General features: G+C 52.6%; 20 protein-coding genes. 13 read left to right on the top strand and 7 right to left on the bottom strand.

All coding sequences use genetic code 11. The features are described from left to right. Positions 1–1,595 (bottom strand): hypothetical protein (locus tag OXH16_17550; protein MCY3683204.1); only part of this gene is annotated, 1,595 nt, incomplete at its 3' end. 476 nt (positions 1,596–2,071) lie between these two features. Here OXH16_17550 and OXH16_17545 point away from each other — a divergent pair. The 8 genes from OXH16_17545 to OXH16_17510 are packed head-to-tail and all read left to right on the top strand — an operon-like array spanning position 2,072 to position 9,604. Beyond that, positions 2,072–3,406: a glutamine synthetase family protein gene (locus tag OXH16_17545; GenBank protein MCY3683203.1), complete on the top strand. Its 1,335-nt coding sequence runs from the start codon at positions 2,072–2,074 to the stop codon at positions 3,404–3,406. Positions 3,407–3,415: 9 nt separating this feature from the next. Next, positions 3,416–3,661, top strand: coding sequence for a hypothetical protein (locus OXH16_17540; protein ID MCY3683202.1), 246 nt, complete (start codon positions 3,416–3,418; stop codon positions 3,659–3,661). Then, on the top strand, positions 3,654–4,694 hold the full coding sequence (hemE, locus tag OXH16_17535; GenBank protein ID MCY3683201.1) for a uroporphyrinogen decarboxylase: 1,041 nt from the start codon (positions 3,654–3,656) through the stop codon (positions 4,692–4,694). The genes OXH16_17540 and hemE overlap by 8 nt, the downstream gene beginning before the upstream one ends. Continuing rightward, the gene (hemH, locus tag OXH16_17530) at positions 4,675–5,607 is read left to right on the top strand and encodes a ferrochelatase (protein MCY3683200.1); all 933 of its coding nucleotides are present in this window, start codon (positions 4,675–4,677) and stop codon (positions 5,605–5,607) included. Before hemE ends, hemH begins: the two co-directional genes overlap by 20 nt. 14 nt (positions 5,608–5,621) lie before the next feature. After that, complete coding sequence (gene hemG, locus OXH16_17525; protein ID MCY3683199.1) at positions 5,622–6,995, top strand: protoporphyrinogen oxidase; 1,374 nt, start codon at positions 5,622–5,624, stop codon at positions 6,993–6,995. After that, positions 6,992–7,789 carry an ABC-2 family transporter protein gene (locus OXH16_17520; protein ID MCY3683198.1) on the top strand — a complete coding sequence of 266 codons (798 nt, stop codon included), beginning with the start codon at positions 6,992–6,994 and terminating at the stop codon, positions 7,787–7,789. Before hemG ends, OXH16_17520 begins: the two co-directional genes overlap by 4 nt. A gap of 14 nt (positions 7,790–7,803) precedes the next feature. Beyond that, positions 7,804–8,628, top strand: coding sequence for an ABC-2 family transporter protein (locus tag OXH16_17515; protein ID MCY3683197.1), 825 nt, complete (start codon positions 7,804–7,806; stop codon positions 8,626–8,628). Continuing rightward, positions 8,579–9,604 (top strand): ATP-binding cassette domain-containing protein, encoded by a 1,026-nt coding sequence (locus tag OXH16_17510; GenBank protein MCY3683196.1) that lies wholly within the window; start codon positions 8,579–8,581, stop codon positions 9,602–9,604. Before OXH16_17515 ends, OXH16_17510 begins: the two co-directional genes overlap by 50 nt. Here OXH16_17510 and OXH16_17505 read toward each other — a convergent pair. Further along, a complete protein-coding gene (locus OXH16_17505; GenBank protein ID MCY3683195.1) occupies positions 9,601–10,002 on the bottom strand; it encodes a septal ring lytic transglycosylase RlpA family protein in 402 nt (133 codons plus the stop codon). The two genes, OXH16_17510 and OXH16_17505, sit on opposite strands and share 4 nt — an antisense overlap. A 40-nt stretch (positions 10,003–10,042) precedes the next feature. Then, on the bottom strand, positions 10,043–10,981 hold the full coding sequence (locus tag OXH16_17500; protein ID MCY3683194.1) for a dihydroorotate dehydrogenase: 939 nt from the start codon (positions 10,979–10,981) through the stop codon (positions 10,043–10,045). A gap of 101 nt (positions 10,982–11,082) precedes the next feature. Between OXH16_17500 and OXH16_17495 the strand changes: the two genes are divergently transcribed. Genes OXH16_17495 through OXH16_17485 form a run of 3 tightly spaced genes read left to right on the top strand, consistent with a single transcriptional unit; the run spans position 11,083 to position 14,291 of the window. Beyond that, the gene (locus tag OXH16_17495) at positions 11,083–11,958 is read left to right on the top strand and encodes an amidohydrolase family protein (GenBank protein MCY3683193.1); all 876 of its coding nucleotides are present in this window, start codon (positions 11,083–11,085) and stop codon (positions 11,956–11,958) included. 15 nt (positions 11,959–11,973) lie between these two features. Next, the gene (locus OXH16_17490; GenBank protein ID MCY3683192.1) at positions 11,974–12,999 is read left to right on the top strand and encodes a sialidase family protein; all 1,026 of its coding nucleotides are present in this window, start codon (positions 11,974–11,976) and stop codon (positions 12,997–12,999) included. Positions 13,000–13,019: 20 nt separating this feature from the next. Further along, a complete protein-coding gene (locus tag OXH16_17485) occupies positions 13,020–14,291 on the top strand; it encodes a BNR-4 repeat-containing protein (protein ID MCY3683191.1) in 1,272 nt (423 codons plus the stop codon). A gap of 53 nt (positions 14,292–14,344) precedes the next feature. Here the strand turns inward: OXH16_17485 and groL are convergent, their stop codons facing one another. The 4 genes from groL to OXH16_17465 all read right to left on the bottom strand — a co-directional run bounded on the left by groL (position 14,345) and on the right by OXH16_17465 (position 18,076). Continuing rightward, positions 14,345–15,970, bottom strand: coding sequence for a chaperonin GroEL (gene groL, locus OXH16_17480; protein MCY3683190.1), 1,626 nt, complete (start codon positions 15,968–15,970; stop codon positions 14,345–14,347). A gap of 33 nt (positions 15,971–16,003) precedes the next feature. Further along, positions 16,004–16,294 carry a co-chaperone GroES gene (gene groES, locus OXH16_17475; GenBank protein MCY3683189.1) on the bottom strand — a complete coding sequence of 97 codons (291 nt, stop codon included), beginning with the start codon at positions 16,292–16,294 and terminating at the stop codon, positions 16,004–16,006. Between the two features lie 183 nt (positions 16,295–16,477). Continuing rightward, positions 16,478–16,930 carry a superoxide dismutase gene (locus OXH16_17470; GenBank protein ID MCY3683188.1) on the bottom strand — a complete coding sequence of 151 codons (453 nt, stop codon included), beginning with the start codon at positions 16,928–16,930 and terminating at the stop codon, positions 16,478–16,480. A gap of 66 nt (positions 16,931–16,996) precedes the next feature. Beyond that, complete coding sequence (locus OXH16_17465; GenBank protein ID MCY3683187.1) at positions 16,997–18,076, bottom strand: serine protease; 1,080 nt, start codon at positions 18,074–18,076, stop codon at positions 16,997–16,999. A gap of 120 nt (positions 18,077–18,196) precedes the next feature. Between OXH16_17465 and rnr the strand changes: the two genes are divergently transcribed. Both rnr and OXH16_17455 read left to right on the top strand, forming a co-directional pair. Next, a complete protein-coding gene (gene rnr / locus OXH16_17460) occupies positions 18,197–20,356 on the top strand; it encodes a ribonuclease R (protein ID MCY3683186.1) in 2,160 nt (719 codons plus the stop codon). A gap of 80 nt (positions 20,357–20,436) precedes the next feature. Then, the gene (locus OXH16_17455) at positions 20,437–21,687 is read left to right on the top strand and encodes a hypothetical protein (GenBank protein MCY3683185.1); all 1,251 of its coding nucleotides are present in this window, start codon (positions 20,437–20,439) and stop codon (positions 21,685–21,687) included. Positions 21,688–21,826: the final 139 nt, after the last annotated feature.

The following is a 21,826-nucleotide window of genomic DNA, read 5'->3' as shown; positions in this document are numbered from 1 at the left end:
TTGAATGGGTTGGGAAAGTTGGGTGCCAGTCCACTAACTTCCGGCACTGTCTCGGCTGATAACACGGACTCGGATACTGCCACTGGCTTGGCTGCGGTTAGTGGTTCTACTCGTACGACCTTCATACCACCGCCCAGCGTCAGTTCCAGGACCTGGCGTTGATTGTGATTGAGGGGAATGGAGTGCCACTGGCCGACGATCTCGCCATCGGCGTTGCGAGCGCGGGCCTGATAATAACCACTGACCCCATCTGGGTTGGAGATGGTCAGGGACAGATAGCCATTGGCATCTGTGACAGCGTTATAGGCGTAGTCGGGCTGACGGCCAGCGATAGATCGCGCAAATTCGACGGTCAATCCCTCGACGGCATCGCCTGAGATTGTGGCTTCCACTTCTGTATAGGGACCGTCCGGGACAACGGGTGCGCTTCCATAAAAACCCGATCCAACGATGATGTTGACTGGAACTACGCTTCCGTCTGCCCTCTGGAACGAACTTGCGAACTCGCGTGCGTATCCTATCTTGGGGATGTCGGCGCTGTCTGTGTCGTCGGTAGGATCGTCGAAGTAATACTCCACGAAGCCGCCTTCTGGGTCCCTTTTCGCCGCTTCAATGACCTGCGGTAGTATGAACTCTCCGGTCACGACATCTCGGACAGTCGGTATCAGAGGTCGTAGCTCGAATCTGTCCGGAAATGCACCGTGAAACAGGATGACGTTGCTGACAGTATCCAGGACGTAGAGGTACACGGAACCGTGTCTCCAGGGCCCGTTCTCATCCCGTAAGGCGATCCTGGCTTTCGAAGAAGCGGAGAAGTCGCCGGTCTCCTGGAGTGCCAGAAAGTAGTTCCCCGCTTCCGTGACGAAGGTCTTCAGGGTTTCTCTATCTACCACTTCCACGGCGGTAATGGCCGGGTCGCCGTAATCGAGGTCTTCTTCAACCACGTGAGTTTCATTGAGATCGAATCCGGCGAGCAATATGATCGGGAGTCGTAAATTGGCCGACAAATATACGGTGGCATAGCCGGAGGCACCTGGTATACCCCCCGGACTTAGACCTGGAATAGGGGTGGTCGCATCGAATGCGGCATCCGGTTCTTGCGACAATGTGCTCATGACGGCGGCGAAAGCCTGGGCAGCGGTAGCGGGATCGGTAGAAGCCAGATTGGCCAGATCAGTTAAGGATACTCCCAGCGCAGAAAGGATCGTTCCATAAATCACGGGGTTGAGTAGCCTGCCCGACAATAACATGTCCTTCGAGTGAACGAATATCCTGCCATCGGGCGTCAGTTGCACAAGATAGGTGGAATCGGAACGGTAAGCAGACCCCTCCTGCCTGACGAGACATCCAAAGTATGTCGCTTGTTCCAGTGTCGTTATTACCTGGGTCTGGCTCCTGAATATCTCTCTCGCGGCCAGCGCGAATTCTTTCAGGGTAGCGCTGCCGTCTTCCACCTGTTGCGCAGTCACACTCGGGTCCGGAGGAGGCATCACGCCGAGAGGGAGTTCACATTCTGCCAGGGCGGGAGGCGCATTGGAAAAGACGCCGGCCAGCACGAGCAATCCGACAATGGGAAGTAATGTTCGAAGGTTCATAACGATGGTCCTCCTTTTTGGAATGGGTGGTAAGGAATAAGCGCAGGAAGATGGGGTTGAAACTTCTACACTATCCACTAAAGCAGGGTAACTCCAGCATCTTAGATGTTTTTCACTAATAGCTGGTATATTATTAACACTACCCTTTAGCCTGCAATAACTATTTTAGCCTGCAATAACTATGCCAATTTGGATTTCTATAAATAATTTTATTCATAAAAGATTATTTCTAATAAAGATATATTTTTTTATTCTAAAAAAGCCAACCTGCATTTTAGATTTTTCTCACTATATATGGTAAAAAAAAACGATATATGGTCACTGTCGTGTTTTTGGCTTATAGTCTTTCTGCTTTATACCTCACAACTTGAGTTTTAATATTAGCGAAACACTTATGAAACCTGCTGGAAATATAATCAGCGTAAGTTTGACTATTATTTCGATGCTGTTTCACAGTTAAAATACAGGTCAGGACTATGAATGAAGGAAGCCGCGAATACGTGCTGAATGCCGCGTCAGAACACGGGGTCAAATTTGTCAGGCTCTGGTTTACGGATATTTTGGGTTTTCTAAAGAGTGTCGCCATTCCCGTTGAGCAACTCGATGGTGCTTTGACAGAGGGGATCGGTTTTGATGGGTCGTCCGTAGAGGGTTTTGCGCGCATCGACGAGAGCGATATGATCGCTATGCCCGATCCCAATACTTTTCAGGTGCTGCCTTTTCGTCCGCAAGAAGGCGGTACGGTTGCGCGTATGTTTTGCGATATTCTCCAGCCGGGGGGAAATCCATATCGGGGAGATCCGCGCTGGGTGCTGAAAAAGAATTTGAGACGTGCAGGCGATATGGGTTTTGCGTTTTACGTCAGTCCAGAGATGGAGTTTTTCTATTTTGAAAAACCCGAGGTTCCTCTCAAGGGTTTGGATGAGGGTGGATATTTTGATCAGACGTCTCTGGATGTGGCGAGTGATTTGCGCCGGGATACGGTTTTGACTCTGGAGAAGATGGGGATTGAGGTGGCGTCCAGCCATCACGAGGATGCGCCGAGTCAACACGAGATCGATTTGCTTTATACCGATGCGCTGACGATGGCGGACAATGCGATGACCTACCGTTTGGTGGTGAAGGAGATTGCCGTGAAACACGGCGTTTGGGCAACGTTTATGCCCAAGCCTCTTTTTGGCGTCAATGGCAATGGTATGCATACGAATATGTCGCTGTTTAAGGGAGAGGCTAACGCGTTTTACGACGCTGAAGGCGAATACCATCTGTCGGATACGGCGCGGTATTTTATTGCGGGCTTGCTCAAACATGCGTGTGAGATAACGCTGGTGACCAATCAGTGGGTCAATTCGTATAAGCGGTTGGTGCCGGGTTATGAAGCGCCTTTGTACACGACGTGGTCGGTGGTCAATCGTTCGGATCTGGTGCGCGTGCCAGCCTATTCTCTGGATAAGGAGAGTACTACGCGCATCGAATACCGGTCGCCCGATCCGGCCTGCAATCCCTATCTGGCATTTGCAATTATGTTGGCTGCGGGGTTGGAGGGTGTTGAAAAGCGCTATGAAGTGCCGCCGCCTATGGAAAAAAATGTGGCTGAGATGTCCAGTGCTGAACGGGAGCGTGCGGGTATTAAGACTCTGCCTCTGGATCTGTCACAGGCTATTGATCTGGCCGAGCGCAGCGATTTGCTTCGCAATGCCCTGGGCGATCACATTTTTGAGAAGTTTATTGCGAATAAGAAGATCGAATGGGCCAATTACAGGGCGCAGGTGACGGGTTACGAACTGGATCAACATCTTAAAATTTTGTGAGGTACAGGGATGGGGAAAAAACGCAGGCCGTGTCCACGCGGGCTGTACGACGGGTGTCCGATTCCGCGGGAGTTGTGTAGCGAAGATTACGCGCGTACAGGAGAGTGGCATTGTTTGAAGTTTTTGCGCGAGTTTGAGTGGTTTGTGTTTGGGACCTCTGGGGAAGATGCCGCGCCAGAGGCTCTCAGAACGGGCGAAGAAATTGTGTCGCTGGAGGATTTGATGCGGGTGCTGGAGGGTATGGATGATGCGTGATGGTTCAGATCGTTTTTTAAGAGCGTGTCGCCGCGAGTGTGTGGATGCGACGCCTGTCTGGTTTATGCGTCAGGCCGGGCGGTATATGAAGGCTTATTGGACGTATCGCGATCGCTATCGTTTTCTCGATATGGTGAAGACGCCCGAGATTTCTACGGCGATTACGATGCAACCGGTGAATGCCTATGATGTGGATGCTGCGATTATTTTTCAGGATTTGCTGCCGATTCTCGAGTCGATGGGGTTGGATCTGGATTATGTAAAGGGCGAGGGTCCGGTTATTCACAATCCGATTCGCACGGTGGCAGATATCGATGCGTTGATCGTGAGACCCGCCGAAGAGGCGATGCCTTATGTGGGTGATGCTATTCGGATGGCTGTCGCAGAACTCAATGGTCGCGTTCCGTTGATCGGTTTTGCAGGTGCGCCTTTTACGCTGGTTTGTTATGCGATGGAGGGCGGTTCGTCGCGCAATTACGAGGTTGCCAAGGGGTTGATGTATGGCGAGCCAGAACAATGGCATCGTTTGATGGATATGATGGCGACGGCGATTGGCGATTATCTCATCTCGCAGGTCCGGGCGGGTGCCGGGGCGTTGCAGGTGTTTGATAGCTGGGTCGGGGCGTTGAGTCCGGCAGATTATCGCGAGTACGTGTTACCGCATTCGCAAAAGGCGATTGCGATTGCGAAAGAAGAGGTGGATGTGCCGCTTATTCATTTTGGTACGGGTACGGCGGGTATTCTCGAGTTGTTGAAAGAGGCGGGGGGCGATGTTATTGGCGTTGATTGGCGGGTTGATATAGATGTGGCGTGGCGTCGTTTGGGCGATGATGTGGGTGTGCAGGGCAATCTGGATCCCGTTGTGTTGTTTGCGCCTTTTGAGGAGATAACGCGGCAGACGAGGCGCATATTGGATTCGGTGAGGGGAAAGCCGGGGCATATTTTTAATTTGGGTCATGGGATTTTACAGCGCACACCTGTGGAGAATGTGCGGAGATTGGTTGATTTTGTGCATGAATATACGGCGCGATGAGAAGACAATTGGTGTGCTTTTGATGGCGTATGGCAGCCCCGATTCGCTGGATGATATGGCGGCTTATTTGAGCGATATTCGGGGTGGGAGGCCGATGCCGCCAGAGTTTGTGGCGGAGTTTCGCAGCCGCTATGCGCAGATCGGTGGCAGGTCGCCGCTGAATGACCGCACGTTTGAGCAGGCAGGGCATGTTGAGGCGGCGTTGAAGAAGCGCGGGCGGAATGTGAAGGCATATGCGGGGATGCGTCATTGGAAGCCGCGGATTGTGGAGGCGGTGGCGAAGATGCAGGGGGATGGTGTTGAAAAGGCTGTGGGCATTGTGATGGCGCCGCATTATTCGCGGATGAGTATTGGGCTGTATCAGCAGAAGGTCGAGGATGCATTAAAAGAGGTGGGGGGTGCTATTGAGTTTGTCTATGTCAATTCGTGGTGCGATCAGCCCCGGTTGATTGAGGCGCAGGCGGCAAAGGTACGGGCGGGTTTGGAGAAGTTTCCGGAGGATGCGAGACGGAAGGCAAAGGTGGTTTTTTCGGCGCATAGCTTGCCGGCGCGGTTGTTGAAGATGGGCGATCCCTATGACGATGAATTAAAGCGCAATGCTCAGGCGATTGTGGATCGATTGGGTCCGGTGGATTGGATGTTTTCATATCAGAGTGCCGCACATACGGGCGAGCCCTGGTTGGGTCCGCAGATTGAAGATGTGATTCCGGCACTGGCTTCTGGCAATTATCGCGATGTTCTGGTTGCGCCTATTGGTTTTGTGTGCGATCACGTCGAGGTGCTTTACGATATTGATATCGGTTGCCAGGAGATTGCACAACAATGCGGGATTCGCCTGGCGCGTACAGAGATGATGAATAGCGATCCCGTGTTTATCGAGGCGGTTGCCGATGCTGTGGAAGAGGTGATTTGAGGGGTGATAACGATATGCATATAACTATTATTGGCGGTGGCATAGCGGGTCTTGCGACCGCTTTTTATTTGGAGAAAAGAGCCAGAGAACAAGGGCGCGATGTCCAGTATGTGTTGCTGGAGCGCAGTGACCGGTGGGGCGGGATGATTGCGACGGAGTCTGTGGATGGATTTTTGATTGAGGGCGGTCCGGATTTGCTGTTGACGCAAAAGCCCGCGGGGATTCAGTTGTGTAGGGATCTGGGGTTGGCAGATCGGCTGATTTCGACGAATAATGATCGACAGCGGACGTTTTTGGTGCGGGATGGGAAGTTGGTGGCTTTTCCGGAGGATTTTTCTCTGGTGCCCGCGAGATTCTGGTCTCTGGTGACGTCACCGCTGTATTCGTTTTCTGGAAAGGTGAGGATGGGGCTGGAGGTGTTTGTTCCGCGGCGGAGAGACGAGGGGGATGAGAGTTTGGCGAGTTTTATTCGGCGGCGGTTGGGCAGGGAGGCTGTGAATATTGGGGGGGCAATGCTGGCGGGTATCCACAGTGCAGATGCAGAGCGTTTGAGTATGCGGTGTGCGTTTCCGATGTATGTGGCGATGGAGCAGCGCTATGGGAGTTTGATTAAGGGGGTGCGGGCGATGAGGAAGATGCGCGTATCTACGGGGACTGCGATGTTTCAGACGCTGGTCGGGGGGATGGGCGAGTTGGTCGATACTTTGATTGCGGGTTTGGATGGGGATTTGCGCCGGGGTGTTGCGGTTGGGTCTGTTAGAAAGGTGGGTGGGGGATTTGAGGTGGTCGCAGGTGAGGAGGTGATCGGGACAGATGCCGTGGTGTTGGCGACGCCGGCTTATGTGTCCGCTGATCTGGTGGCGGATTTCGCGCCGGATTTGAGTCTTTTGTTGCGCGATATTCGCTATGTTTCAACGGCGACGGTTTCTCTGGCGTATCGAAAGAGAGATGTCGAGGGACAACACGATTTTGAGGGGTTTGGTTTTTTGTCGCCAAAACACGAGGGGCGGCGGATTACGGCATGTACCTGGGTTTCGACGAAGCTGGATTTTCGCGCGCCGGACGATGGGGTTCTGGTGCGTACTTTTGTGGGGGGCGCAGGGCAGGAAGATCTGGTGGGTCTGGATGATGAGGCGTTGGTTGCACTGTCGCGCGAGGAGTTGAAAGATCTGATGGGGGTGACGTCTGATCCGCTGTTTGCGCGCGTTTTTCGCTGGAAGAGAGGACGCCCCCAGTTCGATGTGGGGCATCTGGAGCGCGTGGCTAAAATGGAGCGTCTCGCCGCGCAGGTGGGCGGGTTGTTTTTGACGGGGAGTGCGTATCGCGGGTCGGCGATTCCCGATTGTGTTGTGCAGGCGGTGGATACGGTAGATCGGATTTTGGGATGATATTTGTTACAGCCCATAAACATCTCAAGACCATTGTTATGGTTGCCACCCGATCCCTGGATGACAAGGGGTGGGTTCTTGTCGGTGGCTCTGTTTTGCGCCTGTTGCGCGTGGTGTTCCTGCTTTCTCTGTGGCGGATGTTGTTGCCAGAGTCCGGGGAGGTTTCTGGGATGACGCGCAATGCGGTGCTTACTTATACTCTGATTGCAGAGGTTTTTGCCGGGCAGATTTCCGTGCGTACAGGTCTGGATGGGGCGCTCTGGCGCGGGGATATTGCCAATCGCTTTTTGCGCCCGGTGGGTATTTACGGTCAGTTTATCGCGGAGATGTTTGGTTCGGGTTTGCCCAATCTGATTTTGTTTTCACTGCCGCTTTTTTGTCTGGCGCCCCTTCTGGGGGTGAATCCTTTGCCGGAGAGCGCGTTTGCCGGTGTTTTGTTTTTCTTCAGTCTGGGTCTGGGTATTGCCATCGGCGCGGCGTTTGATTTCATTTTTGCGAGTTTTATGGTTTTGCTGGAGCAACATGTCTATGCTTTGACGCAGATTCGAGATGCGGTTAGTGTTTTGTTGTCGGGGGCTATTATTCCTCTTGCGCTGATGCCCTGGGGGATTGGGGATGTTCTGACTTTTTTGCCTTTTGCTTCGCTGGCTTCTGCGCCACTGCGCATTTATACGGGTACGGGGGATCCCTTTTTTCTTATCGGCCTGCAAGCTTTTTGGGCTGTTGTGCTCTGGCCCGTCGCGCACTGGTTCTGGAATGCCAATCGCGAACGTCTGGTTTCACATGGGGGATAAATATCCTGAAGACTTTGACTACACTCTTCGCTCGCTGGCGGGTGCAGGCTTATCTGGATTTTATGTGGATGACGCGGGATTTTCGGTTTTTTTTGATCAATATTATCTCGGATATCATTCTCAATCTCGCGGGTGTTACAGCGGTTTTTCTGCTGGCGGAGCGGTTTGAAGGTATTGGCCTGTGGTCGCGGGATCAGATTGTTTTTATGCTGGGTTATGCCGCGCTTGTTCGCGGGTTTTTAGATATGGGGTTTAGCTATAATGTGCTCCAGATCAGTCGGCGTATTGGGCGCGGTCAGATGGATCACACGCTGGTGCAACCCCAGCCGGTGTGGATGGGGTTGTTGACCGAGGGGTTTATGCCTTTTTCCGGGTCGTGGTCTTTGTTGACGGGGATTGGTATCTGGTCCTGGGCTATTTTTCAGATTGATGCGGTGTTTTCTCTGTACTGGTGGCTGATGTTTTTCTGCAATTTCGCGTCTTCCTGCGCGATTGTGCTATCTTTTTCTTTTGCGTGGGGGAGTCTGGCGTATTGGGCGCCGGTTGCTGCGGAGGAAATCAGTAGCCGTGCGGTTAATTTTATGTTTCAGCTCAAGTCTTTTCCGCTGGATGGTTTGAGCAGCTATGTGCTTGTCAGTATGCTTACTGTTTTGCCCGTGGGTTTTGTCGCGTGGTATCCCTGTCGCCAGTTGCTGGGTATTGCGCCGTCGAGCCTGTGGCATACGCCGCTGGTGGCGGTGATTTTGTCTCTGATCGCCTGGATTTTATTTAAAAAAGGAATGCAGCACTATGCACAGACCGGGTCACAGCGCTACCTCGGTTTCGGACATCGCGGTTGAGCTTACCGAGGTCGATAAGATTTTTTACCAGCGTCAGCGTTCGGAGAAGGTTCGGGATGTTTTCAAGAATTTGTTTCGGCCCAATGTCCGGGAGATTCGCGCGTTGCAGAAGGTGAATCTCGAGATTCGCCGCGGCGAGATCGTGGCGTATGCAGGTCCCAATGGCGCGGGAAAATCCACGACTGTTAAGCTGCTTTCCAGTGTTCTTGCACCGACGTCTGGGACGGTTCGCTGTCTGGGTATGGATCCGATGAAGGATCGCGTGCATTATGTCGAGCGTATTGGCGTGGTTTTTGGTCAGCGAACAGAACTCTGGTGGGACCAGCCCGTTGCGGCGAGTTTTGAGTGGAAGCGCGTGGTTTGGGATATTCCCCGGGACCGGTATGATGCTATGCTCGATTTTGTGAAGAATCTTCTGGGGATTGATGAATTTTTCAATAGTCTGGCGCGTCAGCTCAGTCTGGGGCAAAAGATGCGGGCGGATCTGGCGCTTATGTTGATGCACGAGCCTGAGATTCTCTTTTTGGACGAGCCTACTATCGGGGTTGATGTGCTTGCCAAACGCAATATGCTGGCGTTTATCAAGCGTCTCAATCGGGAAAAGGGCGTTACGGTTATGATTACGAGTCACGATATGGATGAGCTGGAGCAGCTCGCGGGGCGCATTGTGATGATCGATAAGGGCAATGTCGCGTTTGATGGGGATTTTCGGGAGTTGCGCGGTCAATTTGGGGACCGCAGGCATCTTATTATTGAGACTGCCGATACGTCTCCGCCACAACTTTCAGGCGTTCAATTTATCGAGAGCGAAGGCAATCGCCATCACTTTACGTTTGATGCGGCACAACTATCGATACCCACTTTGCTCGATGAAGCGGCAGAGCAAACGACTATTCGCGATGTGGAGACTCACCGCGCTCCGATTGATGATGTGATCGCGGATATGTATGAGTATTGGGATGGAGAGGAGGGTTAATCGACGGATTTGACGATTTCGATTTTGACTCGGGCTACGCCTTCATTGACCATGTCGAGTTTTTTGGCTGCGCCGAGGGAGAGGTCGAGGATGCGTCCTTCCACGAAGGGTCCGCGGTCATTTACTTTGACGACGACGGATTTGCCGTTGCTCAGGTGGGTGACGCGAATGATGGTGCCGAGGGGCAGTTCGCGGTGTGCGGCGGATAAGCCGTTCATGTCGTAGATTTCACCGCTGGCTGTTGGCCGTCCGTGAAATTTGTGCGCGTAGTAAGATGTGTAGCCTATTTGAGATGATCGGTATTTTGGAGAGGGGGATACGGGCCTGGAGGGTTTGGAGGGTTTGGATTTGTCTGTGATGGGTTTGCCGCGATAGCGGGGGTGCGATGCACATCCCATGATAGAGACGCAGAGGAGGATGCAGAGCAGATGGGAGATTTTAATGCGCCGCAGGTGGTTGCATGCTGCCGACGAGGTCGGATATGCGGTCGATTTTGTGTGTTTTGCAATAGTCTGCAATGCCATCGAGTATCTCCAGAGCCGCAAGAGGGCGAACAAAGGTTGTGGTTCCGACCTGTATGGCGGATGCGCCAATGATGAGAAATTCAATGGCGTCGCGCGCTGTGGCTATGCCGCCCATGCCGATGACCGGGACAGAGACCCGTTCGACGACTTTCCAGAGCAGGGCGAGGGCGACGGGTTTGATCGCGGGGCCAGATAAGCCGCCTGTGATATTTCCCAGGATGGGGCGTCGCGTGTCTATGTCGATTGCCATGCCCAACAGGGTGTTGATGAGGGCGATGCCGTCTGCTCCGCCTTCTTCGACTGCGCCGGCTATGGCGGCTATGTCGGTTACGTTTGGGGTGAGTTTGACGATGATGGGTAGTTGCGATACGGCTTTGACGGCTCGGGTTACGTTGTGGGCGGCGCGTTCGGAACAGCCAAAGAGCATGCCGCCGTCTTTCATGTTGGGCGATGAGATGTTGAGTTCGAGGGCGTCTATGCCTTCGAGGTCATTGAACCGGGCGGCCATGTCGGCAAATTCCCGGTCCGATGTTCCCGCTATGCTGACGATGCGTCCGGTGTTGAGCGCGGCGAGGGGTGGGACTTTTTCGGCGATGAATGCGTCTATGCCCGGGTTGGTCAGGCCAATGGCGTTGAGCATGCCGGATGGGGTTTCGGCTGTGCGCGGCGGTGGGTTGCCCGCCCGGGGGTGATAGGTGATGGTTTTTGTGACGATGCCGCCGATTTTGCTCAGGTCAAAGAGGGACGCGTATTCGGCGCCGTGCCCAAAAGTGCCCGATGCCATGATGACGGGGTTTTTGAGGGTGAGCCTTTTGGCGATTTTTGTCGAGAGATCTAATTGAGAGTTGGACATTTGACCGTGATTGGGGTTTTCGTTCTTGAATGACGCGAGATTAATATTATTTTAGGATTGAACTTCGTCAAGGGAAATTATGAAATCCGGGGGTTTGTACGATGATTATTGATGCGCATAATCACATTTATTATCACGGTTTGAATGCCGAGGGCGTGCTGAATGAGATGGATCAGTTCGGGTATGATGTGGCGTGGTTGCTTACGTGGTATTTGCCACCAGGTGAGCATGTGGCGAGCAGCCATCGCGTGTTTAATCCGGTCAATGCGCGGCCCGATGGCACGCATGCGGGGACGACGTTGAATGATCTTTCGCGGGCGTGTGAGAAGTATCCGGGTCGGTTTGTTGCGGGATATTGTCCCTGTCCTTCAGAGGGCGATGCTGCAGGGCTTTTTGAGGCGGCGTATTATTCACACGGCGTTCGGGTGTGCGGGGAGTGGAGCTATCGGATGTTGTTGAATGATCCGCGGGCGATTTTGTTATTTCGCAAGGCGGGTGCGTTGGGTGCGCCAGTGGTTTTGCATATTGATACGCCGTTTTTGAATGGGGTGTATCAGGAGTATTGGTATGGTGGGGAGATTGGCGCGCTGGAGCAGGCGTTGCAGGCGTGTCCAGATACGGTATTTGTCGGTCACGCGCCTGGGTTCTGGCGGCATGTGAGTGGGGATGAGGCGACGGATGCGGAGGTCTATCCTTCGGGTGAGATTGTGCCGGGGGGACGCTTGTTCGATTTGTTTGCAGAATATGCGAATCTCTGGGCGGATTTGTCGGCGGGGTCTGGGCTGAATGCGTTGCAGCGGATGGAGGATGGGGGGCGAGATTTTTTGATCGAGTATCAGGATCGTTTGCTGTTTGGGCGCGATGCTCCGGGGAATGCGTTGCAGGTGCACCTGGAGGAGTTGGATTTGCCGCGGGATGTCAGGCGGAAGATTTATTGCGAGAATGCGCTGCGGCTGGTTCCTGTAGAGGGAGCATAATACAAGGGAGGCGTTATGAAGACACATGTATATACCAGTGGACAAGATGGATATCACACGTATCGCATTCCCGCATTGCTGGTGACAAAGGCGGGGACACTGCTGGCGTTTTGCGAGGGGCGGCGCACCGGGCGGGGAGATCACGGGGATCTCGATTTGCTGGTGAAGCGGTCGGAGGACGGTGGGGAGACGTGGTCTGAACAGTTGTTGATTTACGGGGAGCCTGGGGAGGTGACGATTGGCAATCCGTGTCCTGTAGTGGATGGTGATACGGGTGTGATCTGGTTGCCGTTTTGTCGAGAGAATGACGATGTGTTTATTACGCATAGTGGAGATGATGGGAAGACGTGGGCAGATCCTGTGGAGATTACTGCGGTTGTGAAGAAGCCTTCGTGGAATTGGTATGCGACGGGTCCGGGTGTTGGTATTCAGTTGCAGCGGGGGGAGCACAGGGGACGGCTGGTGATTCCGTGCGATCACCGGGAGGATGAGACTTATGGGAATGGTTCGCATGCGATTTATAGCGATGATCACGGGGCGACGTGGCAGATGAGTACGTTGATTACACCGGGTGCGAATGAATGTCAGGTTGTCGAGTTATCCGATGGGTCGTTGAAGATGAATATTCGGATGCAGACGTATAGCGAGGGGTTGCGGGGGATTTCGGTGAGTGGGGATGGGGGACACAATTGGTCAGAGGTTGTACACGATGCGAATTTGCCGTGTCCCAAATGTCAGGCGAGTTTGATAGGCGAAGGCGATCGGTTGTTTTTTTCAAATCCAGTGTCGCTTACGCCGGTAGAAAGTCCCGAAGCTGGAGAGCGGTTTTATCCAGGGAAGGGACGAGGGGAGCGCGAGAATATGACTGTGCGTTTGAGCGAGGATGGCGGGGAGACGTGGTCCCGGGAAAAGCTGTTGCACGAGGGTCCGGCAGCGTATTCCTGTCTGGCTCTGTTGCCCGGGGGAGATGTTGGATGTTTGTATGAGGCGGGGGAAGAACATTCGTATCAGTATTTGATTTTTGAGCGGTTTGGGATATGATACACTCGAGGGAGTTCAATATGACCAGATTAATCTCTCAAATTGGCAGTGAGCGCGCGACTTCTGGCGCGGGGAATAAGGTTGTTACGTATGAGGGTAGGACGCATGTGGTCTGGCAAGATGTTACGCGTGAGGGCTATTTTAACAGGGTTTGTACTTTTGATCGCGATACTGGCGAGTGTTTGGGACCGTTTACGCTTAATCAGGGACGCGATAATCACGCGCGTCCGGTTATGACTATTGACCATCAGGGCTATTTGCAGGCGATTATGAGTGGTCATAATTCGCCGGTGACGTATCGGCGGTCGGTGCGGCCCAATGATGCGAGTGAGTGGACAGAGGGAGAGCCAGCCGGGTCGGGGACCTATCCGGTTGTTGTGTGCGGTTTGGACGATGCACTTTATTTGACGGTGCGTTCATCCAATCGCTGGGATGGTGTGGATTTTTATTCTAAAGATAAGGGTGAAGCCTGGCGAGAACGCGGGAAATTGGTTAAGCGGCGTGAGGATTATACGGGTTATGGTGCGTTTCAAACGGGTATGGCTGTCGGTGCAGATGGCGTTATTCATCTTGTGATAGATTTTTACGAGGGGAGGGGGACCTATGATCACCGCGGGCTGCATCAGGCTGTGTGTTATATGTGTAGCCGGGATGGTGGCGAGACGTGGGAGAGGGCCGATGGCTCGCGCGTCGCGTTGCCAGCGCGGCCCGAGCAGCTCGATGTTCTTGCGCGTTCTGAGGAGGATGAGCGGCATGAACCTATGCCCCGTCCCGAGGTTCTCGCACAGGGTTGTATCGTGGTTTCTTCTGGGGGTCCACATATTCTCTATGTTTCACATCTGGATGAGCCGGGTGAGATTGTTCACGCTTATCTCGATGCAGAGGGTGTCTGGCAGCGAGAGTCCATTGATGGGGGTTTTCCTGATCACCGTCCGACGGGGTGCCGGGGTGCGTTTAGTGTGGATGAAGCGGGTACTCTGTATGCGTTGCTGGAGTTTCAACCTCTTGGGAGGGGCTGGAATGAGGGCAAGCCCACGCGTGGATTAAACTGGGAGACAGAGGATAAGCGTCTGGTGTGGTTGACTTTGCAGGATGGGGATTGGAAGTCGCAACTCGCTTTGCCCCAGGATGCGATTTTTAATGAGGCGAATCTGGAACGTCCTGCTGGTGCCAATACCATTCCCGCAGGGCAGTACCCGCCTTTTGTTTTTTTTGATGGGGAGTCTCGTTATCCAGATAAAGAGGCAGGCGAGGTGATCAATAATCAGGTGTTTTTTTGTGGTTCGAAATAAAAAAGGGGATACCCAATAAAGTATCCCCTTTTTGTTTGCGAAAGACTGACCGCTTAATACATTCCACCACCCGGAGGTGCAGGAGGTGCTGGTGGCTCGGGTTCGGGTATATCTGCCACCAGTGCTTCGGTCGTCAATAACAGACTGGCTATCGAAGCGGCGTTTTCGAGTGCAGACCGCGTGACTTTGGTCGGGTCGGGCACGCCGGCTTGAATCATGTCTTCGTAGTCGTCTGTATCGGCATTATAGCCCAAATTGCCTTCGCCAGAGGCGACCTTTTGTACGACCAGGGCGCCTTCAACACCGGCGTTATTGGCGATCTGGCGCAGTGGCTCTTCCAGTGCTCGGCGCACGATATCCACGCCGGTTTTTTCGTCACCGTCAACATTTTCGCGCGTTTCATCCAGGCCAGCTGCAGCGCGAATCAATGCGACGCCACCGCCGGGAACGATGCCTTCTTCAACTGCGGCGCGCGTGGCGTGCAAGGCATCTTCAACGCGGGCCTTTTTTTCTTTCATTTCTGTTTCTGTGGCAGCGCCCACATTAATTACGGCCACACCGCCGGCCAGTTTGGCCAGGCGTTCTTGCAGCTTTTCCTGGTCGTAGTCAGATGTGGTTTCGTCGATCTGCCGGCGAATTTGTCCAACGCGTCCCTGGATATCGGCACTATTACCACCGCCTTCGACGATGGTTGTGTTGTCTTTGTCGATGGTAATGCGTTTGGCTTCACCGAGGTCTGCGGTGGTGGCATTTTCCAGTTTGAAGCCCGCATCTTCGGATAAGACGCGACCACCCGTCAAGATGGCGATGTCTTCCAGCATTGCCGTGCGGCGGTCGCCAAAGCCGGGAGCTTTTACTGCGGCGACTTTCAATGTGCCGCGCACTTTGTTTACGACCAGTGTGGCGAGGGCTTCGCCTTCGATATCTTCGGCAATGATCATCAGGGGCTTGCCCGTTTGTGCGATTTTTTCCAGTACGGGAAGCAGGTCGCGCATTGCCGAGATTTTTTTGTCGTGAATTAAAATGTACGCTTCTTCCAGAATGGCTTCCATGTTGTCGGCATCGGTGACAAAATAAGGCGACACATATCCGCGGTCAAACTGCATGCCTTCGACCACGTCCAGTGTGGTTTCGATGCTGCGGGCTTCTTCGACTGTGATTACGCCGTCTTTGCCCACTTTTTCCATTGCATCGGCTATCAAATCGCCAATGGCTTTGTCGTTGTTGGCCGAGGTAGAAGCAACCTGTGCGATGTCTGTACGCCCCGCTACGGGTTTGCTCATGTCGTGTACCAGACTGACAGAGGCTGCCACGGCTTTGTCAATACCGCGCTTGAGGTCCATGGGGTTGGCACCGGCTGTTACATTGCGCAAGCCCTGGTGGAATATCGACTGTGCGAGTACGGTTGCTGTGGTTGTGCCATCGCCAGCTACGTCAGAGGTCTTGGAAGCGACTTCTTTGACCATCTGAGCGCCCATATTTTCATAGGGGTCTTCCAATTCGACTTCTTTGGCTACCGTGACACCGTCTTTGGTGACAGTGGGTGAACCAAATTTCTTGTCCAGTACAACATTGCGGCCCTTGGGTCCCAGTGTGACTTTTACGGTGTCGGACAACTGATCTACACCTCGTTTGAGGGCTTCGCGAGCGGCAACATCAAATTCGAGTTGCTTGGCCATTATTATCCTCCTGATTAGGACTAATGATTGGTATTAATCAATGATCGCTAAAATATCGCCTTCGGGCATGATCAGATAGTCTTCGTCGTCCAGACGGACTTCTGTGCCCGAATACTTGCCGTAAAGTACTGTGTCACCAGCTGCGACCGACAGTGCAATCCGGTTACCCGAGTCGTCGGCTTTGCCATCGCCAACAGCCACAATTTCGCCCCGCTGGGGTTTTTCTTTGGCTGTGTCGGGAATGATGATGCCGCCCTTGACCTGTTCTTCTTCTTCAACAGGTTTGACCAGCACGCGATCCCCGAGGGGTTTCACCTTCGCCATTGTTATAGCCTCCTTATAACGAGGTGGAGTGAAAAGAAACGGATGATTGTTTTAGCACTCTCACCTGTCGAGTGCTAACGGGGCGGAGAATATATCAAAGACGATTCATATGCGCAAGAAAAAACAAAAAAATGGGACAGTCTCACGAGATTGTCCCATTAAAAAAGCAGTGATGACGACTAACTATTTCGCATTGTAAAGCGCCTGAAAGGCGTTTATGTGATCGCGCAAGGTCTGCGCGTTTTTCGGGTCTGTGGTTTGTTTGCATTTCATTGCCGTGCGTATAATTTTGTGCAGGGCTATTAGCTTTTCAGTATAGGCTTTTGCTGCCGCGGTATCCCCTTCTGCAGGTTCTGTGATCCGTTGCGCCAGGAAGTATTGTGCGACGATGTCGCGAATCTGATCGGCATGGTGCTCTTTGTTGACGACCCACCGCACGATCTGGTTGTTGTTCTTTTCGCTTTCTCCCGATAATTTGTTGATTTCGTTCATCGATTTTTCAATGGTGGTCACATTTTCCAATAGCAGAGCAAACCGACCCTCATCGCCATAGATCCCACACGGTATCTCGCAGTGCGCTCCGACGAGAACGGGTAATAGGAATACGCTCAGGAAAGAAGCAGTAAGATGTTTCATTTTGATCTCCTTGTAAAAATTTTAAACTGAATTGACAATCGAAATATAATACAAATCCGCCCGGATTCAAAACCCCCACATGCGCATTGCCGCATCGGTTTTGATATTTATACCGTTCTCGCGAAGCGGTTCGCGACTGTCCAATAAAAAGCGTTTGACGGCTTCTATTCCCACGATAATACCCAGACCGGGTTCTATCATTTCGCGCTCTTCAACCGAGATTTGACTGAGTAAATCGGGCGATAATGTCGCACCTTCATTTAATCTATGGTGGGGCACCAGCAAGCGGAATGTTTCTGTTGTGGCTCCGCGACAAAGGCCCACGAGTTCAAGGTTGGGCAAGCCATCTCGTACGGCGACCACAGGTCCGCCACTGTAGCCCGCACGGATGGGCGCATCGACAAAAAACTGATCGTTGTCTTCGTCCAAACTCACGGTGCCTGCAGTGAGGTGTATCTTATTTTTTGGATGTCCTGCGATATAGACAAAATTGCCCCATTGCAGGTCCGATGTTTTGCCCAGTCGCAGGTGAAAAGGTACCGGTTTTTTCATCAGATGGGGAATGGTGAGTTTGAGTAAAGCCATGTCTGCTTCGGGATCGAGGCGCACGATTTTTGCAGAGATGCTTTCGCCATCGCGATTGACCACGTGCAATGAGGTGCTGATTTTAATGGAGATCCGTTCGAGCACATTTGTTTCCAGGCCCCGGGGGTCCCGCATGAAATACCGAATGGTATCCGGTGCTGTTACCAGATGTGCATTTGTCAATGCAACTGCAAAATTGTATTGATTGGCTACGGATTGCCGTGAAATCACAAGCGCGGTGCCCACTTTGGAATAAGAATCGACGGTTTCGCGGATACCATTTCGCAAGAGTCGGTAGCCGGTTGGGCTGTTTTTATCTGTTAAAGGCAAATGGAGCGGAAACCCTCTGTCATTCCTCATATCATGTGTGTAGTACACGTTGGTGTATTGGGGTGTCCACACGACTTTTACGGTGGAAGCAAATAGGGTTTCAAATCCCGCACGGGCATCACCTCGTCCGAGGGGTACGCGGTAATCGTATTCTCCATCGGGTGCCAGAACGTATTGCGCGGCGCACCCGCCAAAGCACAAGAGAGCGATCAGGTAGTAGAGGTTTTGCATTGCTTTTTCGCACCCTTTCCGTATATTTGCTCTGAATTACCTACAGCAGTATAACACTTTAGCTCAAATACCGCCACCCTATCTCCCGCCTATTTATCTGACCCTATCTCCTGTAAAAATATGTCTGTCTCTCGCGATCAAGTACTGAATTTTGTGCGTCAACAACACAGGCGTCCGCTCAAAATCAGGGAGCTTGCTCGCGCGCTTCGCGTTTCCGATCGGGCTTATTCAGATTTTCGCCGCCTGATTCGCGGTATGGTGCGCGATGGGTTTCTCGTCAAGTTGCGCCGTAGCCGTTACGGCATTCCGTCTGATCACAATCTCGTCGTCGGTCGCATCAGTGTCCAGTCCAGTGGATATGGCTTGCTCGCGCCCGAAGATGGCGGTGCAGATATTTTTATTGGTGCGAGATATATGAGGCGTGCGCGACACGGCGACCGCGCTGTGGTGCGCCTCACGCGCAGGGCACAGGGTAGCGACCGCGCAGAAGGCGAGTTGGTTCGCATTGTGGAACGCGCCGAGCAAACAATGGTGGGTACGTATGATGGCGGTTCTCGCGTTACTTCCGACGATCCGCGCATCCGCGCACGCGTTCATATTCCCGATGACCTGACCTGTGGCGCTAAGGCGGGGCAAAAGGTGGTTGTGCGTCTCACATATTCCTCACCTAATGCCCATCCCGATGGGCGGATTGTCGAGGTTCTGGGCAGTGCGGACGATGCGGGGATTGAGACCCTGATTCTCATCAAAAAACTCGGCCTTCCTCTCGATTTTCCTCAACATGTGCTCGAAGCTGTGGAAGCGATTTCAGAAGATATTCCCGCAGAGGAGATTGATCGACGCCTCGATTTGCGCGATCTGACCTGTTTTACGATTGATCCAGTTGATGCGCGCGATCACGACGATGCTGTGTCGCTTCAGGTTCTCGATGATCAGACCTGTTGTCTGGGTATTCACATTGCCGATGTGAGCTACTATGTTCCGGAAGGCTCGCCCCTTGATCACGAAGCTCTCTCTCGTGGTAGCAGCGTGTATTTCCCCGATCGCGTCATTCCCATGTTGCCGGAGAGACTTTCTGCAAATATTTGTTCGCTACAGCCCGGTGAAGATCGCCTTGCTCTGAGTGTTCTGGCGCAGATTACTCCCGATGGCGAGCTGATTGACGCCCAAATTGCAGAGACGGTTATACGCAGTCGGGCGAGTCTGTCTTATGAAGAGGTTCAGCGCGTGCTCGATGGCGATGGGTGCGCGGTCGTCAATCCCGCCGAATTGTATGCCGATGTTCTCATGTATATGGAGGCTCTGAGAAGCCGTCTGACAGAGAGACGCATGGCAAGGGGGACGATCGATTTTGAGATTCCCGAACCGCGTATTGTCCTCGACGATCAGGGCCACCCCATTCACATTGGTCCCCGCGCCCGTTTGAATAGTCATCGTCTTATTGAAGAATTTATGCTTCTGGCAAATGAAATCGTCGCGCGGCGCATGGCCGATGGCGGTATCCCGATTCTCTATCGCGTTCACGAACCGCCCGACGGTGAAAAACTCGCCGAATTTTGCGATCTGGCGAGAACACTGGGGTATCGCCTTTCAAATCCTTCGCGGGCGGAAAATATCCAGGCGTTTCTCGCGAATTTCAAAGATGAGCCTGTTGGTCATATTTTGAGTCATCGCCTGTTGCGCTCTATGAAGAAAGCGGTGTACACACCTGAAAATGTCGGTCATTTTGGATTGGCTTGCGATACTTATACGCATTTCACATCGCCCATTCGGCGCTATCCCGATCTGGTTCTTCATCGAATTTTACGCGATGCGATTAACGATGACAGCACGCCCGGACAGATGGCGCGCCGCGCACGCCGCTTGCCCGATATTGGAGATCTGGCGACGCAACGCGAGATCGCCGCGCAACAAGCTGAGTGGGATGCTATTCGGCTTATGCAGATTCTCTATTTGAAAGATAAGATGGGCGCGTGTTTTGATGCGGTTATCGTCGATGTGCGTTCTATTGGTTTTTTTGTTCAACTCAATGATGTGCTCATCGAGGGCCTGGTTCACGTAAAAAATCTCTGGGATGATTATTATATTTACCACGAGTTGCAAGGCGCTCTCGTCGGCGAATCTACGGGAACTACTTTCCGACTTGGGGATTCGGTTCAGGTACAACTCGCCCAACTCGACCAGCAACGCCTGCGGATAGACTTTCACCTGCTGAAACACATCCCGAATCGCCGCAACAATCGTCCCAAAGGATCGCGGAAGAGGCGCGGGAGGAGATAAACGCAATTTTGAACCTTTTGGGCATTCAAACATTAAAATAAGGGATCGGCTTTAGAGATAAAATATACACAGGATATATCATGTCCCGAGTTATTAAAATTGTCGCGCTGTTACTTTTCGCGCTCCAAACCGCCTGGGGTGCCAATACGAAAGATCTGCTTGAAGCGGATCGATTGAGCAAACACCTCAAGGCGAAGGGCGACCAGAAAGAACATGTTGCCAAACACGTTTCCGCCCTTCGCGATGTCGTGATTGAATATCAAACCGAACGCGCTCGCCGAACCAACGAAGCTCTTTTGTGGCAGGGTTATATTCCAAAACTCAAGGATTTGAGAAGTTTGCGTCAGCGTGCTAATGACAGTGCCAGTGCCGTGTTTGATTCGCTCAAAACTGCGCTTGATAGCAAGCAAATTGAACGCCTGGATAAGCTGATCAATAAGGGCGATGTTTTTGCCATTCCCATTGCGGAATATCCCTATTACCACGTTCAGAATTCGCCGCTTTTTCCGGAGTTTTCGGGAAAAAAGGAGGTGTATAAACTCACCCTGCCTTCAGAACCCGATCCGGGTAATACCTGGACATATCCCCAATTGCTCAGGGTATGGACTGTGCGCAGTTTTATTCCTTCGGTGCGTCCCATAGATGATTTGCCACAGGCACCGAGTATTGCCGATCACCCCGATTTGCAATTCCGGGAGTTGAACGTTTCCGAACGCTATCGCGTCGTGCGTTCTCCACTGCTCATCTCAGCGACGCTGTACGTTCCCGATCTCGTGCGTTCAGAGTTTGATATGTTGCAAACCCATTACGGTCCCGATAGCATTTCTGCCCAGACCTGGGATGCGTATGCCAGCCAAAACCAACTCGGTGACGATATTCAAATTCGCTTAAAATTCAATACCATCTACAACAAGGCGTATCTCGATCTCAGTCGCTGGACGATTTACCTCGAAGACAGCGAAGGTATCGGGTATGAACCCGACAAAATTGAAGAGCGGGCATTTTATCCGCTCGAAGCTCTTCAGGTTTCTGTGCCGGGTAGAGAAATCGAAGTCACAGATGTCTTTGGCACGTATATTTATCCCACTTATACGCCCGGTGAAAAAGTGCGCTATTTTGCAGAGCCGCCCGTGAATATTACTTATGTGGGCAATGAAAAATTGCTTATACTCTATTTTTCCGCGCATACTGTTATGAGAACACCGGTTGTTTCGGATCAGACGAAGTACATCAAACTCATCGTGCAGTCCCACGAAACCGATTTTGGCCGCAGCGAACTGATGTGGGAGTTCAAAAAGCCCAAGTCTAAAACTCGCCCACCCAGGGATTAAGGATTATGCGTTATATATTCTTTTGTTTGCTCACGCTGCTCATCGGCTGTACAACAGCGCAGCAACCGCAGATTAGCCTGCGCGCTGTACCCAAAAAATCATCCCCTCATCCCCATGCTGTCACGCACTTTTTGCGGGG

The organism is Gemmatimonadota bacterium (genome assembly GCA_026705765.1).
Lineage (GTDB): Bacteria > Latescibacterota > UBA2968 > UBA2968 > UBA2968 > VXRD01.
Note: the sequence above shows the minus strand (reverse complement) of the source record. Positions and strands in the feature narration are given on the sequence as shown.